Source organism: Sphingobacterium hotanense, assembly GCF_008274825.1.
GTDB lineage: Bacteria > Bacteroidota > Bacteroidia > Sphingobacteriales > Sphingobacteriaceae > Sphingobacterium > Sphingobacterium hotanense.
The window spans coordinates 2,238,380-2,253,651 of sequence record NZ_CP030848.1; the positions used below are offsets into that span (position 1 = coordinate 2,238,380).

Consider the following 15,272-nt stretch of genomic DNA (forward strand, 5'->3'; position numbering starts at 1 on the left):
CATAAATGTTTTTTCGATTTTCCTAGTGCTTTACACGTTTTTAGGATAGGATAATTCCCGAAGATTGGAGAAGCGGATTAAGAAAAAAGCAGGTCCGAAAACCTGCATATAATTTTTTAATCTATTTTACCAATAGCTATTCGCCCCAAACCATTTACAGATACTTCGATTGTGTAGCTATCAAGCACGACTAGGTATTTACAGTATTTCTGTTTTCCCATAATCTTATATCCTACATTTCCTTAATCAATGCTACAGCACTTTCTTTATTCCGCTCGGTGGTCTGTTGGCAGGTTATTTGGGTCTCATAAAATGAAGGGGATACGGTTCTTGTTCTCCGAATCTTGATTGAATCATCAATGTTGTCTCATCTAACTTTAAAATATCAAAATCCAAAATAGCATTACCTTCGTATATTATCGTCAATGTTTTGTTATCTTCAGATAACGAATACTTAAATTTTACTGCAGCCTCATCATCCCAGGCTGTAATAGCTCCACCCCATTTCGTATCCAATCTTATCCCAGTAATCGCTAGCTCTGATTTTCCAAAATTGAATGACTTCTTCTTCAAATGTAAAATCGGCGCAGCGTAAATTAAATCCCATTCTCCTAGTATTTGAGATTTGCTGTCAATGTGATTTTCATTTTTAGAACAAGACCCTAGTACGACAATAATAAAAATAGAATAGATTAATTTTTTCATTCTGTTTATAAGTTGGTTCTTATAAATATAATAAAGAAATTGCCTAGTCGGAAATTTTAAAAAAAGCGTGAACACATTTTAAATGTCAATTTTCAGGAGTTATGAGAATACTCTTATATTTATTTTTCAGAGCTTAACTTAAGCATATGTAAATTAGGGTGTGAAATCTAGCACACTATATTAACTTCAAATCTCTCCATTCCCACATATCAACGATCTTAAGAAGAATTTTAATTTGCCCTCTCAAAACCGCTTACCGAAGTCCACGAATCCTTTCTAAATATTAGTTAATGACTTGATAATCAACGACTAAATACTAGGTTTTTTTTCACAATCCATCATTCTCCCAGATATCGACTAAATTCTTGAACTAGTCAAAATTCGCATGTATTTACGATTCAACTATTTACAATCGTGATGTATCGTAAAAGTTAATATTACGTTTCCTGAATATACATAAATTGTCAATTATTGATATTAGTTAGCTTTGTAGACTCAATTCTACAAATATTTCCAAAAGAAACGCCTTACTAAATATTACTAATAAGACAATATATTAACTAAATAATTTTGTTGAATCATTTCGTATCGGTTTTGCGGACCGCAAATTCTGGTGGAAAAACTTGGGTAAAACATCAACAGGAGAAAATGAAAAAACAATACTTAAAACCAACAGTCTGGATGGATGAAATTCAGATGGAAGAGGGCATCGCTGCAACATCAGCTAATACGCGACCTCAGGATGAGATGAACACGATCAGCGAGGAATGGCATCAGGAAGAAGATCAGAACAAAGAATTCGATTGGAACTTTTAACATCCTCAAGGAACACAAAGAAAAAAACATGTTTACTAGAATTATGAAGTTAAAAACAAATAACATATTGGCGTTTATTGCGCTGTTCAGCTTCTCTGTTCTCGGAGGCTGTCAAAAATCAAAAGATGAACCTACAGCAAAAGCAAACGCATCGGTGTTTGTCAACTTATCGGTAGGCGAGCCCACGGAAGAGAAGGTAACTTTTGCCGGAAATCGCTCTGCGCGAAAAAACGTTCAAAATATACAACGTTCGAACGTTTATTTAGATGGAGGAATGACGCTTGAAGTCTCGGTTACCGAGCAGGGCAAGACGATCAACTCGAGCAATTCAAATGCTACAGGGGCTCCGAAGGCAGAAGGAGCAAGTATCATAAGGGCATTGGCTTATGGCACAATGTATCGCATGGTGGTCTATGATGCCTCCAATAATTATGTGACTAGCCAAGACTATCAATACGGTATTACGCCACCCAACACTTCGATCGCCGTTCAGGCGGGAGCAACTTACACATTCATTGTATATTCAATCAATAGCACTGAATCCATTCCGGACATTGATGGTAGAGCGAATTTAAGTACTGCTAAACTCAGCAATATCAATGCGGATCTTATGTTTTTCAAAAGAACGATGGAAATACAGTTAGGAATGAACAATTTAGATGCTGTGCTTCAGCATCAGTTTAGCCAGATAACAACAAGTTTCGAAATGGACGATACGATGACTGGTGTTATCGAATCGATTAGCGGCGCTGCATTTAATCCTACAAAAGCGAATGGAACGTTGAATTTCGCAGACGGCACTTTAGAATTTCCGACTGAAAATGCTTCGGCGAATATAGTTTATCCTTTGTCGGCATTTGGCGGTCGTACGATAACAAGCGAGCCTACCTTTATCATTAGTCCAACCACAATTTCTTCTAATCTAACAATAGCTTCTATGGTTATCGATTCAGAAACAAAAACTAATATCAGTATTCCGAACATTAAGATAACCCCAGGTCATCGTTATAACATGAAGATTAAGATTCGCTCATGTCTTCAAGAGGTAACTTCTGCACCATTAGATTGGAACTATCCCGAAACAAGCTGGAGATCAGGTAGTCAGACCCTATATGGTATTTATAAAACTGATGAACGTAGGTATTATCAAAATGGAGAGACGATCACCAATACCTTCACAGCTCCGGAGGCTAATTACGGCTTTCAATTTGATATCCGAGAACTTGACAATGCATTCAATATGAAAGTGAATGGAAAATATATTTACCGAAGCGCAGCCACAGATCAAATACAATTTGAAACCTTTAGCACGACAGAGGGACAATTCACGAATATTGAATTTCAAGATGGTTCACAATACGGTGATCAGGTCGACATGATTTATCTTTTGAAAGGAACAAACGCAAATCCAATCATAAGAATCGTCATCAGTAAAACGGGCGAAGTACAAATGTTCGGTAGCAAAGTAAGCAACGGGCCACTATTCCCGCTTAGGTTAAAGGGCGATAGGACTTTCAATAAGGTCGACTGGAACAAAACAGGCAGCAATACGGTCGAAGTTTCACAAACAGTTGCCGGAGCGACAGTCATCATCGGGCGAGGCTACGGAAGGAAGACCGTGCGCTGTAACTAAAGTCAGAAAACTCAATTGCATTAATAATTTTCCAGAGCCAGATCCCGATCTGGCTTCTGTTTTTCTATATTTACAGTAAGCTCAAAAACTATTTTAAATTCCATACGTTTTAAAGTTATGAAACGAAATGAAGTTGAAGACTTGATCGAACAAGGGTATCACGTATTGCAACGTGGCGGTCCTGTGAAGGTAAAAGGCGATTTGTGGTATTACCTCGAAGAAATCGATGAAGAAGATACTGGCGTGTTGGTATTAACAGATATGTTGCGCTTCTCTGATGAGGAGTTGGAAATGGTGAGGGGATAGGATGCTCCCGCAACGATCTCTTTACTTTGTAGCCTCGTAAAACTGTACTAATCGAATATAAGCCGGGCACTTCTCTATTTCCCTTGACCAACGCTCGCAATCAGCAAATTGAATTGCTAAAAATTTATCCGGTTCCGATACGGTGGAAGAGGAATTGATCTGAACGGGTTCGGTAAATGACTTCCCCAATAATGCGGCTCTTAGTTCTGCTAGCGTCATAGCGCGAAGATAAATAAAAGTTTTTTATATTCCGAAGGCTTCCGGATAGCGTACCGTGCCTTGTATTCCCTTCAATGCGCCATCACTTAATTCAATAGCCATGCTATTTTCCTTTGGCACCTCAAAGGGTAAATGAATATCAAACGTATAAGTTGGCCTGTACCCAAAACGCGGGTAGTATTCTGCGTGTCCCAACAATATAATCGAACCAAAACCTAATTTCTTTGCAAGTTCATGCATGCCATTTATTAACTTTCCTCCAATACCCAAATTCTGAAAGCGAGGATCCACCGCTACTGGCGCCAATGCTAGAGACTCATAGCGATTTTCTCCATTTTCAATCGTAATTTTAGTACATAGGATAAATCCAACCAACTGTTCCTCATTCTCAGCAACCAATGCTAATTCCGGAATGTACGCATCCGACGCTCGCAATCTATCGACTAGATGATGCTCATCGCCATCTGTAAACTCAGCATTTTCAAATGATTTTCTCACAAGTTCTCTTATTGCATCGTAGTCGCTAGGTCTTTCTTGTCGTATTGTTACGTTCATATTCGGTTATTTTGCTTGCTGCAAGATATAAAATATGCGTTTAATGGAGTGAATCGCATATTCTTTATATTTAACGAAATTTAAAAAATTATTAACAATTAATTATCCTATCTTTGATATGATAATCAGGCTCTGCCTTTGCTTCTCTGAAACAGATCAGTTTACTCATCCATTTTAGTTTCGCTATTTCAGTTGCTTATTTGTTCTCCAGTCAACGGTGCAGAAACTATTCGAATTTGTATTCCTTCAGATTCTTTTAATACACATCATTGCTTGCTAACAGAAGATTATTTGTAGCCCAAGGGCTATAACGAAAAGGCTTTTTGCCAAAACAGAATATTTCATTAAATACATAAAACAATGCAAGAAGGAAAAGTAAAATTCTTTAACAACACCAAAGGATTCGGATTTATTACACCTAATGATGGTAGTGCAGATATCTTTGTACACACAACAGGACTTAGAGACAATATCAGAGAAAATGATACTGTAACTTTTGATGTAGAAAAAACTCCAAAAGGATTAAGCGCTACAAACGTGCGTATCGCATAACAAACTTGTAAGTATGTTATTAAAATGTGGCGAAGATGAAAATCTTCTGCCACATTTTTTTTTGCGGTAGGGTGGAGTTGGGACGTTGGATCGCATTTGACGGATGCTGTGTTGAGAGGGTAAGGAGGTAGATTGGATAAGGCAGTCACTAAGAAGTTCAACGGACTCCATGAGGTCTTACCGGGATTAGGTGCATTTACAATAAACCATCACTTATGGTGGCGAATATTGGTATGGTTTAATTAAGTGAACTTTTAGATTAGGCGGTAAATTTCTTCGTCATTAACTAGAATTATGATCCTTTTATTTTTTCGAATCTCCTAATTCGCACAAATTTTCATCATTTCATTTTGAAATGCTTAATAATTTATTAATATTTATCTAACTACTTATAAATAAAAACAAGCCAATTTAGCTTCCGATTTAAAAAATTATATTGTGACGCGACTTGATTCATCTATCAATGGTCCTCTCCATGCGTTCAACCAGGGGGACGAAGATGCTTTTAAAAAGATCTACAGCGCATGTTGGTCTAAGGTATTTTCTGATGCCTACTCTCGATTAAAAAATAAGGAAGATGCCGAAAATATCACACAAGATGTCTTCATCACATTATGGGAACAGCGTGGAAAGCAAGATATCCAAAATATTCCCGCCTTTCTCTACCGCCTTTGCAAGCATAAAACGCTGAATTACATCCTAAAAAAGCGTCCCGCTTTGCTTGCTGAACATGAACTTGAAATGTCAACGGATATCTCTCCGGCCTATCAGCTCCAATTTAAAGAGGCTGGAGCGATATTTAATACGAAGCTTAAACATCTGCCACCAAAACAGCGCTCGATTTTTAAGTTACGTTATGAAGAAAATCGATCAACGGTAGAGATAGCACAGGAACTAGGTTTATCCGTAAAAACCGTAAGAAATCATTTAGGTAGAGCAATAGTAACGCTTCGAAACATATTGAAACTTTTCTTGGCAGTCTCAACGGCTGTTTTTATTTAATACAAGAAAACACTACTCCTTTTCCCCTTATTCTCTAATTTATTTTATTTTTTTTCACTTTCTCGCTGGGCTTTCTACGCTCTTATCTGTCATTGGTATAGAGGGCAATGGGGGATTATCAATTTATGCATTTGCGGCTCAGACTAATATGAAGAATGAATTGAGAAAAATAATAAATAAATATTTAAAAGGGCGGACTAGTTCTACAGAAAACGAAATAGTGAATCAACTATATGATTCTTTAAAATCTGATGAGTTCGAGTTTGATAAGTTTTCCAGTGAAGAAAAGGATAATCTAGAAACACGGATGTTTGAGCGAATTCAATCCAGCATACAAACGAAGCAGCATACTGTGATTTCGAAAACTAGTTACTTAAAATGGGCGGCAATCCTAATCATACCATTACTGATCACTGGCCTATATTTCGCCAAATTGAATATGTCCTCCGATGAGGATCTATTATTAAGTGAACCGGGCAATTTTACTGCAAATCTTATTACTACTTCTGGCAAGTCCTATTCGTTAAGTTCTGCTGTCGATTTAACGAAGTTGCAAGCCGAGGGCCTCTATGAAGACGTGAGCGAAGAGGGGGAAACCATTGTGATGCATGAAATTCAAACCCCAAAAGGAGCTTTTTATCAGTTGATTCTCCCAGACAGTAGTTTAGTATGGTTGAATGCGGCTAGTACGATTCGTTTTCCTTCGAGATTTGACGAACACAAGAGAGAAGTATTCTTAAGCGGGGAGGGCTATTTCGAGATTAAGCACAATTCCTCCGCACCTTTCTATGTAAAGTCTGCGCATCAAACTACCAAAGTCTTAGGCACCAAATTCAACATTAACGCATATGCAGGGCAAGAGTCAGATTTAGTAACATTAATCGAGGGTTCCGTGGAGGCGCGTTCATTGAAACATGAGAAACTGATCATGACGCCCGGATACCAAGCTAAAATTGGTGCGAGTATTCGTTACGAGAAAGTTGATCAGGCAGGCGACTATGCGGCATGGCGGTCTGGCGATTTCTATTTTGATAATTATCCGATGACTGAGGTCTTACGGATGCTTGGTCGATGGTATAGTATAGAAGTAGACGAAACATCAATTCCCAACAACAGAATAAATGGATTAATTCCGCGTAATCTCCTTTTGAAAGATGTGTTAGCACTAATAGAAACCACTTCAGGTGTAACCATTTCAGTCGTAAATAGTAAACTAAAAGTAGTAGAAAAGAAAAATCAACATAAATAGATATTATTCAACTAGATCAAATTCATGAATTTTTTTAAAACCAAAAACCTCAATTTCTTGCTTTATGCCGGAATGGGTTTTCTTTGTTCTCAGGCTCCTGCTCGAGCGGAATCGGTTCAAAAGATCAGTATTGATGTTCGGAATGAAAGACTCGTCGATGTCTTTAAGCAAATCAAAGAACAGAGTAACGTTTCTTATTTGTTCGATGGCAAATTTACTCCAATTGCGAAGTCAATTACGCTAAAAGCTAATTCCATGGAACTTAGAGAGCTCTTGCCGCTAATTTTCCAAAATCAACCTTTTGGGTATGACTATGATAAGGGAGTCATCGTCGTTCGAGAGAAAACAAAAGATAGTCAGACAAGGAGCTCATTAACTCATATCCAGGAATTTGTTTCAGGATTTGTGGTTAACGAGACGGGTGAAGCACTAGGCGGGGCAACAGTGCAATTGGCAGATGGCTCTAAAACGGTGATGACAGATGCTAAGGGTTATTTCAATCTAGCGATTTCAGCGGAGACCGTTTCTGTACGAATTAGCTACACGGGCTATGAAACCAAAACTGTAATCCTGAAGCAGCAAGAGGCTCCACGCATCATTTTAAATGCACGCCAAAATATACTGGATGAAACAATTGTTGTTGGTTATGGTGTTCAAAAGAAAGCGTTGGTGACTAGCGCTGTTGGGAGTTTAAAGGTTGATGACTCCAACATGCGTCAAGTGGCAAGCCCCACACGCTTATTGGAAGGGAGAATTGCAGGGGTCAATGTTTCCATGGGGTCGGGAAACTTGGCTTCGGGTGAACGCATTTCCATTCGCGGAACGTCCTCCATCAGTGCCGGAAATAATCCACTTTACGTCGTTGACGGAGTACCGATCAATACTTCAGATATGTCGTTATTCTCATTTGGCGAGAACTATAGCCCATTGGCGGCATTTAATCATGCAGATATCGAATCTATCGAAATACTTAAGGATGCTGCTTCTGCAGCAATTTATGGCTCCAGAGCATCTAATGGGGTTGTCCTCATCACCACGAAGTCAGGAAAGGCTGGAAGAAACGACGTACGCGTGAACATAACGACTGGTTTCAGCGAATTTGCGAATCGAAATAAAATTAAATTGACAAGCTCGCAACAGTACGTAAATAGCTATAATGCGGGAGTGGATAACTACAATAAGCAATTTGGTTTAGCTGTCGGCCAGTCGGATTATAAGATTCGTATTTCAAATCCTTATGAAGGACTACCGGATACAGATTGGTTAGGGTTAATTGTACAAAAAGGTTATTTCCAGAACTATGATGCATCTTTTTCTGGGGGTAATACGAAGACAAACTATTATTTCGGTTTAGGTTTAACCGATCAATCAGGTGTGATCAAAAATAATGCGATTCGTAAGTACAACTTAAACTCAAAAATCAGTCATAAATTCAGTGATTGGTTGGAAATTGGAGCAAATAATATGGGGAATTTTATAAAGAATAATCAAGTTCCGGGTGCCAATTTAGGTTCTACAATTATTGCTCGTGCAATTGAACAGCGACCATTTGATAGACCGTTTAAACCCAATGGCGATTATTATGTTGGAGGTACGGATGAATTAACTCGGCATAATCCTTTACAAATTTTAAACGAACAGGATGCCTATGTAGATAATTATCGTTATTTAGGAACTTATTATGGGCAAGCCAGCTTTCTTGACCATTTCTCCTTCCGGACATCATTCTCAGCGGATATTGGATATACCTACGATTATACCTACTATAATGATAAACATCCCTATGGTACAGGAGTCGGTAGAATTATCGATTATAATCGTTTAATCCAAAACTTAGTATTTGATAATGTATTAAACTATAATAATAGCTTCGGTGATTTAACAGTTTCCGCCATGTTAGGGCATTCGTTCCAAAAACAAATGTCGAGATCATCGATGATCGATGGTCGCGGTTTTCCAACTCCGTCAATGCAGGTAATTTCTGTTGCGTCTGAGATCTTTGATGCCAGTGGGTCAATTGGAGAATATGCTTTAGAATCTTATTTCGGACGCGGTACTTTTTCCTTCCAAGATAAATATCTAATGACTGCGACGTTTCGCGCTGACGGTTCTTCTAAATTTCACCGTGATAATCGTTGGGGATACTTTCCGTCCATTTCCTTTGGTTGGAATGTCTCACGCGAGGAGTTTATGGGTGATAATACCAACGATCTGAAGATTCGCGCAAGTTACGGTATTACAGGTAACCAAGAAGGAATTGGACAATATGCGTATCAAGCATTAATGTCTGGAGGACAGAACTATGGAAATATAAGTGGAATATCGGTATCATCGTTCGGAAACAAGGATTTAAGATGGGAACGAGCGAATCAGTATGATGCAGGTTTTGACATTTCGTTCTTTAAGAGAAGGTTAAATATATCCTTTGATGCCTATTACAAGAAGACCTTCGACTTATTATATAGTAGGCCGATTCATGCGACCACCGGTGTAACAAGCATTGTAAGTAATATCGGTACAATGGAGAACAAAGGTTTAGAATTGAGCATCAATACGAATGTACCGATCGGACAGGTCGTGTGGAAATCGGATTTCAATATCGCGCATAACAAAAATAAAATCTTATCCCTTTTAGATGACGAACTACCAATTGCAATTGGTGATAACCGCGCTCTTCAAGTGGGAAAGAGTATTGGTGCATATTACATCTTTGACTGGGATGGACTCTACCAATACGACGGAGAAGTTCCGCAAGAACAATTTGATTTAGGAGTTCGAGCCGGTGATGTTCGTTGGAGAGATATGGATGGCAATAATATCATCAATGACAATGATAGAATAGTTACAGGAGATTCTAACCCTAAATTAACCGGTGGATGGAACAACAGTTTCTCCTATAAAGGTTTTCAATTGGATATGATGTTTACCTTCATGTACGGTACAGATATTTATGCGCAATGGAAATCAACTGGTATGGCCAACCTAGGATCCAATTATGCTAAAGATCTAACCTATGTTGAGAATGCTTGGACTGGGCCTGGAACTACAAATGTATATCCCAGAGCGTTAATTGGGCTGGGCCACAATACAAAAAATTCAACTCGCTTTTTGGAGGATGGATCTTTTATAAGGCTTCGTGCTCTGACCTTAGGTTACAATTTTGATAAATCACTTGTGGAACAGATGAAGTTAAAAGGTCTACGCGTTTTTGCTACTGCAGACAATCTATTTTTACTTACTCGCTATTCAGGATGGGACCCAGAGGTCAATAATAATTTGGATCCAAGATATTATGGCGTTGATTTATTCGGCGTGCCCCAACCTCGAACATTCAGTTTTGGTTTAAATGTTAATTTATAAGTTTATGAAATCTTTAAAATTTAAATATATAGCCCTTTCGACGCTGTTGATGTTTGCAAGCTCTTGTGGAAATCAGCTTGATTTATATTCACATTCGGCGATGTCGCCTGATGCTGTGAAAGAAAGTGATATACCGGCGCTGCGTATTGGTATGTATAACAACATGCAGAATGATCCCGGTGTACATAATTTTATTCTTTTTGATTTGTTAGGTGGCGACCTGCAAACCGGGGCAAACGCGTCACCTTTAAACTTAATTACTAGCACTTTATCGCCGTTAAACTCTGTAATCTCACGTGGCTGGAACGGATATTACAGTTCGCTTTATCAAGTGAATAATGTTATTGACATTTGTAATAAGCAAGAAGCAAGCGCCGTAAGGAATAAAACTTTGGGCGAAGCATATTACTTCCGAGCATTAAATTATTACAATCTAGTAACGCGTTGGGGAGATGTACCTCTACTATATGAAAATACGCTTGACAAGCCGTTTCGTACTGCACAGGCTGATGTTTGGGCGTTTATAGAGCAAAATTTGAAAGAATCTTCAAATCTACTCAGCGTTGCCGACTCGTATTATTATGTTTCTGCAGATGCTATTACCGCATTGCAAGCCCGTGTATATTTGGCGCAGGGCAAAAAGGCAGAGGCTGCACAAGCTGCTGAGAAATTAATAACCTCTGGAAAGTACGCTTTGGATAGTTTTGAGAAGATATTCCGAAAGCAAGCGAATAATGAAATTATCTTCGCCTTTGAGAATCTCTCGGAAGAGTCTTCCATTAATATTTCTGATTTGTTTTATTCATACGCCCATCCTAACAAAGGACAAGGTAATTATCGAATCACGGAAAAAACGGTGAATTTATTTGCCACTTCAGATAAACGTCGTACAATGACAATAATAAATATAGCGGGTACTGAATGTGTTAACAAATATCCAAGTGGACAAACTGGTCGTGATCCAGTTATTATTTCGAGAATTGCAGAGATGTATTTGATTTCTGCAGAAGCGCAGGGGCTTCAAAATGGATTAACTCGTCTAAACCAACTTAGAAACTACAGAGGGCTGCCAAGCATTAACCCATCATCAGAAGCAGATTTTTTAGATGCTGTATTGAAAGAACGGCAAATGGAACTGCTAGGGGAGAACTTTCGTTTCTACGATCTGGTGCGGACAGGTAAAGCTGTAAGCACTCTGGGCATCTTAAACTATCAAACTTTACTACCAATACCGGGAAGCGAATTACAAAGAAACACTAATTTAACACCAAATCCTGGATACTAATTATCAAATCATGAATAAGTTAAAATCAATATATTTATCGCTACTTATTGTACCCTTATTAGGTGCATGCAGCAATAAAGACGAATTTATCAAGGTCGAGGATCAGTTCAGCTTGAATCCTACGACGGATGTTGCGAAGAAGTTAGTTAGCGGAACAAATCTTTTTGTACATATTAAGAAGGATACGTCTTACACGGTTCAAGAAGGAATTACAGCATCTGAGATATCCTATATATCGCATACCGGCCTAGCAAAAACAATATTCACATTTGAAGTAGACTTGACTAAGCCAAATATTGGAATGGAGGTATCTACGCCGAACAACTCTCCGCAGTACGGCATGCAACAAATGACAAAGCAGGCAACTTTTGAAGATTCTGAAGGACACGAAGTTTGGGCGGGGATCAACGCTGATTTCTTTAATACTTCGAATGGGACGCCTCAGGGAATTTTATATAAGGAGGGAATAGCAATTAAAACTAGCGTCACGGATGGAATTAATACGTTTTTTGCTATCCTTAAAGACGGCAAGGCCTTTGTAGGTGATCAAGACGACTATGAGAATGTGAAAGGAGAAATTCAGGAAGCAGTTGGGGGAAGGGTAACTCTTATCAATAATGGGATACTAGCAACACAGACAAACGCAACATTAGAGCCTCGTACTGCTATTGGTGTTTCTCAAGATGGCAGCAAAGTTTATATTTTGGTTGTTGACGGACGCCGCTTCCATTATTCAAACGGAATGGCTTATGATGAACTTGGTAAATGTTTAAAGGCCATGGGTGCTTACGACGCCATAAACTTGGATGGCGGTGGCTCAAGCACATTTTTCGTCCGTAACACTCCAAACTTTACGGATGATAGATTTGAAATTAGAAATTGGCCATCGGATAACGGTGGAATGGAGCGCGCTGTCGCCAATGGTATATTAATTATCAAAAAATAAGTCAATGAAAGTCTATAAATTAACGCAGTTGTTAATCGTGTTACTAATTTGCTTGACCTCTTGTCAAAAGCTTGATCTTAAAAGTTTTGCCCCAGAAAATGGGACTATTTCTTTCGAAAAGAACAATTTAGAGGTTTCAAGTCAACTCGATACAATCGAAATAGCAGTCCAGTCGAATCTACCATTTAGATTAAAAACGGCCAGCAGTTGGATTAGTTTTATTAAAGCGAACAGTTTGGAATCCGGTACAGTACAAATTATAGTGGCAAGAAACCGAGAACTCAGCGAACGTACTGGCATGGTTGAAGCTTATATCACTGATGACGTAAAAACTAGCTTAACGATTGTTCAAAAGGCTGGAGAGGTATCGACTGAAGTAAAGCATTTTTACGTGAAATCAAGTGCAAGTTCAAATTCTGATGGTTTGTCATGGGAGAAGGCGACAACTCTAGATATGGCCCTAAAAGATGCGCAGAATGGTGATGTTATTCATGTAGCAGCAGGTGTTTATAAACCTGCGGTTAATTTATCAGGTGCCTCACAAGCGGGGGATATCACATTCGAAATCGCACAGAATGTGAAACTAATTGGTGGTTATCCCGCTCAGGCTACTACAGGTGCAGCTGCTAATGCCAACAACAAAACTGAATTGAACGGCGACGACCGCGCGACCCATGTACTAACAATTGTCGCTCCAAAAAGTAACGGTCATAAAGTAGAATTAGACGGATTTACGATTACTAAAGGTAAAGCTGGTGGTACAGGCTCAGTTGCAGTAAATGGTATAAATATAAGTCGTCAGCACGGAGCGGGTATCCTAATTGCAGGGTCTGTCGTCGAGATGAAGAATATGAAAGTTACCGATAATAGTTCATTTAATCACAATCCAGGGATCTATATCACAGCTGCGGCTGACGTTCTTATGAAGAACGTGAGTATAACAAATAACTACTCGACAATTGCGGCTTCTAACGGAGGGGGTATTTGGAATGACGGTTCGAAATTACAGCTGATTGATTCAGAGATTCTTGGTAATAGGACAGGGGGAGTTGGAGCAGGATTGTATAGTCTCAACTCTTCAGTCGAAAGCGTGAATATTCTTTACAACGTCACCATAGCAAACAATGTTGCTGGTGCTTTAGGATCCAACGCTGTTGGGGGCGGTATTTATGCACGTGAAAAATCATTGTTCTATGTGATCAATTCAACAATCTATGGAAACAAGGCCGGTGGAAACGGTTTTGGAGGCGGCATCGCGTTGTATGGAGGTACACAGATGAACTTAATCAATTCGACAGTATCGGGAAATCAAGGAGGAATGAATAATGCTGCAGTTGGTGGTTTTGCCGTTCAAAATGCTTCCGCTGGTAACAATAGTTTGTTCATATATAATTCCATCATTTCTGGAAATATAGGCACGGGTAGTTTAGAGCTTGGGGGACAAACATTTGCATCATATAGTATTAAATCTTCTATATTGTCGACTCAAGTATATGATTATGACGGAAAAGTAAGCACAAAAGCCTTCGATCCAACAACAGCTTTCAGTACGTTCGGAAAAAATGGTGGCTACGGTGAGACAATCCCTTTAAAAGGTTCTTCGCCCGCAACTACCGATGGTATGACAGCATTGCAACTACAGATACTCGGAATTAATTTACCAGCCATAAAACCCGATTATTTAATTCTCGACCAGAATAACCTTTCAAGAAATAACAAAACAGTCATGGGGGCAGATATCTCAATAAAATAGCACCCCCCAAAAAAAGAAAGCAGTGGAGTCCAGACAAGACTCCACTGCTTTCTTTTTTCCCTAACGCCTCCTTCCTTACTCTCCACTCTGCAAAGTCGGCAATTGATTCTTAACACTAATCTTCGTAGCACCAGCGCGCTCGATCATCACGGCTTTCCCAACATCCTGAAGACCTTTGCTCTCATAGATCTTCATTGCCGTTGACACATCGATAGCCTGTCTTGTTTGCTCATCCAGATCAAAAGCTAGCGTGATAAAATTCAACTTTACACCAAGCTTTTCCAGTTCTCTATTACTTTCCTCAAGCAAATGATTCTCGATATCCGATTGGTCCAATTCCACGATATCCTCATTTACGAATATCCGTTTTGCTACATCCTTTATCCGTTTATCGATCACCATATTCTCTGCCATTTCGAAGGATTTACCCAACGCATCTTCATTATCCGCATCCACATTCGCTTTCCCTAAGAATTTAGCTTGCTTAATAAACGACAACGCATCGGTAATCGAATAATCATAATCAATATGAATATTCGCCCTTACCTTATCTTTTAAATTGGAGATAAAGCGAGCTTCACCCTGCATTGGAAAATTAGGAATAACGACCTTCATGTAGCACATATTCAGACCGGCTTTCGGGACAGCATCTCCCGCCTCAATTTTCTTCCAGGTCATACCGCAGTCGCTAGATACCACAACTTGTTGGTTAGACTTTGCATAGTTACAAGATTGTGCGATTAGGGCAGCACAAGCCGCTGAGATAAACCAAATTGATTTATTAAAATTCATGGTTAAAATGGATTAGTTTGGTATAGTTACTTTAGCTTCAGCAAACTCTTTTTATCAAAAATGCTAAAGCGCATCAAATGTAAGAATTTGTTGGAATAT

At 39.0% G+C, this 15,272-nt stretch carries 14 protein-coding genes; 10 read left to right on the forward strand and 4 right to left on the reverse strand.

From position 1 onward, the window contains the following. Positions 1–294: 294 nt before the first annotated feature. On the reverse strand, positions 295–705 hold the full coding sequence (locus DSM08_RS09320; protein ID WP_149525896.1) for a hypothetical protein: 411 nt from the start codon (positions 703–705) through the stop codon (positions 295–297). Between the two features lie 648 nt (positions 706–1,353). Between DSM08_RS09320 and DSM08_RS09325 the strand changes: the two genes are divergently transcribed. The 3 genes from DSM08_RS09325 to DSM08_RS09335 all read left to right on the forward strand — a co-directional run bounded on the left by DSM08_RS09325 (position 1,354) and on the right by DSM08_RS09335 (position 3,460). Next, positions 1,354–1,521, forward strand: coding sequence for a hypothetical protein (locus tag DSM08_RS09325; protein ID WP_187774025.1), 168 nt, complete (start codon positions 1,354–1,356; stop codon positions 1,519–1,521). A 43-nt stretch (positions 1,522–1,564) separates the two neighbouring features. After that, positions 1,565–3,154, forward strand: a complete 1,590-nt coding sequence (locus DSM08_RS09330) for a fimbrillin family protein (RefSeq protein ID WP_149525898.1) — start codon at positions 1,565–1,567, stop codon at positions 3,152–3,154. A gap of 117 nt (positions 3,155–3,271) precedes the next feature. Beyond that, on the forward strand, positions 3,272–3,460 hold the full coding sequence (locus DSM08_RS09335) for a hypothetical protein (protein WP_149525899.1): 189 nt from the start codon (positions 3,272–3,274) through the stop codon (positions 3,458–3,460). Positions 3,461–3,481: 21 nt separating this feature from the next. On the opposite strand, the gene DSM08_RS09340 is transcribed toward DSM08_RS09335, so the two are convergent. Beyond that, positions 3,482–3,679 (reverse strand): DUF6965 family protein, encoded by a 198-nt coding sequence (locus DSM08_RS09340; RefSeq protein WP_149525900.1) that lies wholly within the window; start codon positions 3,677–3,679, stop codon positions 3,482–3,484. Between the two features lie 24 nt (positions 3,680–3,703). After that, positions 3,704–4,234 carry a GNAT family N-acetyltransferase gene (locus DSM08_RS09345; RefSeq protein ID WP_149525901.1) on the reverse strand — a complete coding sequence of 177 codons (531 nt, stop codon included), beginning with the start codon at positions 4,232–4,234 and terminating at the stop codon, positions 3,704–3,706. A gap of 360 nt (positions 4,235–4,594) precedes the next feature. On the opposite strand from DSM08_RS09345, the gene DSM08_RS09350 reads away from it, so the two are divergent. The 7 genes from DSM08_RS09350 to DSM08_RS09380 all read left to right on the forward strand — a co-directional run bounded on the left by DSM08_RS09350 (position 4,595) and on the right by DSM08_RS09380 (position 14,381). Next, positions 4,595–4,786 (forward strand): cold-shock protein, encoded by a 192-nt coding sequence (locus DSM08_RS09350; protein WP_149525902.1) that lies wholly within the window; start codon positions 4,595–4,597, stop codon positions 4,784–4,786. 438 nt (positions 4,787–5,224) lie between these two features. Beyond that, the gene (locus DSM08_RS09355) at positions 5,225–5,788 is read left to right on the forward strand and encodes an RNA polymerase sigma factor (protein ID WP_187774026.1); all 564 of its coding nucleotides are present in this window, start codon (positions 5,225–5,227) and stop codon (positions 5,786–5,788) included. 220 nt (positions 5,789–6,008) lie between these two features. Then, entirely contained in the window at positions 6,009–7,037 is a 1,029-nt protein-coding gene (locus DSM08_RS09360; RefSeq protein WP_187774027.1) for a FecR family protein, read from the forward strand. 24 nt (positions 7,038–7,061) lie between these two features. Beyond that, positions 7,062–10,397, forward strand: a complete 3,336-nt coding sequence (locus tag DSM08_RS09365) for a SusC/RagA family TonB-linked outer membrane protein (protein ID WP_223110793.1) — start codon at positions 7,062–7,064, stop codon at positions 10,395–10,397. A gap of 4 nt (positions 10,398–10,401) precedes the next feature. Beyond that, positions 10,402–11,682 carry a RagB/SusD family nutrient uptake outer membrane protein gene (locus tag DSM08_RS09370; RefSeq protein ID WP_149525905.1) on the forward strand — a complete coding sequence of 427 codons (1,281 nt, stop codon included), beginning with the start codon at positions 10,402–10,404 and terminating at the stop codon, positions 11,680–11,682. A gap of 10 nt (positions 11,683–11,692) precedes the next feature. Then, positions 11,693–12,628 carry a phosphodiester glycosidase family protein gene (locus tag DSM08_RS09375; RefSeq protein WP_149525906.1) on the forward strand — a complete coding sequence of 312 codons (936 nt, stop codon included), beginning with the start codon at positions 11,693–11,695 and terminating at the stop codon, positions 12,626–12,628. Positions 12,629–12,890: 262 nt separating this feature from the next. Continuing rightward, positions 12,891–14,381: a right-handed parallel beta-helix repeat-containing protein gene (locus tag DSM08_RS09380; protein WP_223110794.1), complete on the forward strand. Its 1,491-nt coding sequence runs from the start codon at positions 12,891–12,893 to the stop codon at positions 14,379–14,381. 75 nt (positions 14,382–14,456) lie between these two features. Here DSM08_RS09380 and DSM08_RS09385 read toward each other — a convergent pair whose 3' ends face one another. Continuing rightward, entirely contained in the window at positions 14,457–15,173 is a 717-nt protein-coding gene (locus DSM08_RS09385; RefSeq protein ID WP_149525908.1) for an SPFH domain-containing protein, read from the reverse strand. Between the last annotated feature and the right edge of the window lie 99 nt (positions 15,174–15,272).

Bases quoted from the DNA above. Each gene is read 5' to 3' on its own strand.
- DSM08_RS09350 (WP_149525902.1), top strand. From the start codon at position 4,595: ATGCAAGAAGGAAAAGTAAAATTCTTTAACAACACCAAAGGATTCGGA.
- DSM08_RS09330 (WP_149525898.1), top strand. From the start codon at position 1,565: ATGAAGTTAAAAACAAATAACATATTGGCGTTTATTGCGCTGTTCAGC.
- DSM08_RS09320 (WP_149525896.1), bottom strand. From the start codon at position 705: ATGAAAAAATTAATCTATTCTATTTTTATTATTGTCGTACTAGGGTCT.
- DSM08_RS09325 (WP_187774025.1), top strand. From the start codon at position 1,354: ATGAAAAAACAATACTTAAAACCAACAGTCTGGATGGATGAAATTCAG.
- DSM08_RS09375 (WP_149525906.1), top strand. From the start codon at position 11,693: ATGAATAAGTTAAAATCAATATATTTATCGCTACTTATTGTACCCTTA.
- DSM08_RS09385 (WP_149525908.1), bottom strand. From the start codon at position 15,173: ATGAATTTTAATAAATCAATTTGGTTTATCTCAGCGGCTTGTGCTGCC.
- DSM08_RS09340 (WP_149525900.1), bottom strand. From the start codon at position 3,679: ATGACGCTAGCAGAACTAAGAGCCGCATTATTGGGGAAGTCATTTACC.
- DSM08_RS09345 (WP_149525901.1), bottom strand. From the start codon at position 4,234: ATGAACGTAACAATACGACAAGAAAGACCTAGCGACTACGATGCAATA.
- DSM08_RS09365 (WP_223110793.1), top strand. From the start codon at position 7,062: ATGAATTTTTTTAAAACCAAAAACCTCAATTTCTTGCTTTATGCCGGA.
- DSM08_RS09370 (WP_149525905.1), top strand. From the start codon at position 10,402: ATGAAATCTTTAAAATTTAAATATATAGCCCTTTCGACGCTGTTGATG.
- DSM08_RS09335 (WP_149525899.1), top strand. From the start codon at position 3,272: ATGAAACGAAATGAAGTTGAAGACTTGATCGAACAAGGGTATCACGTA.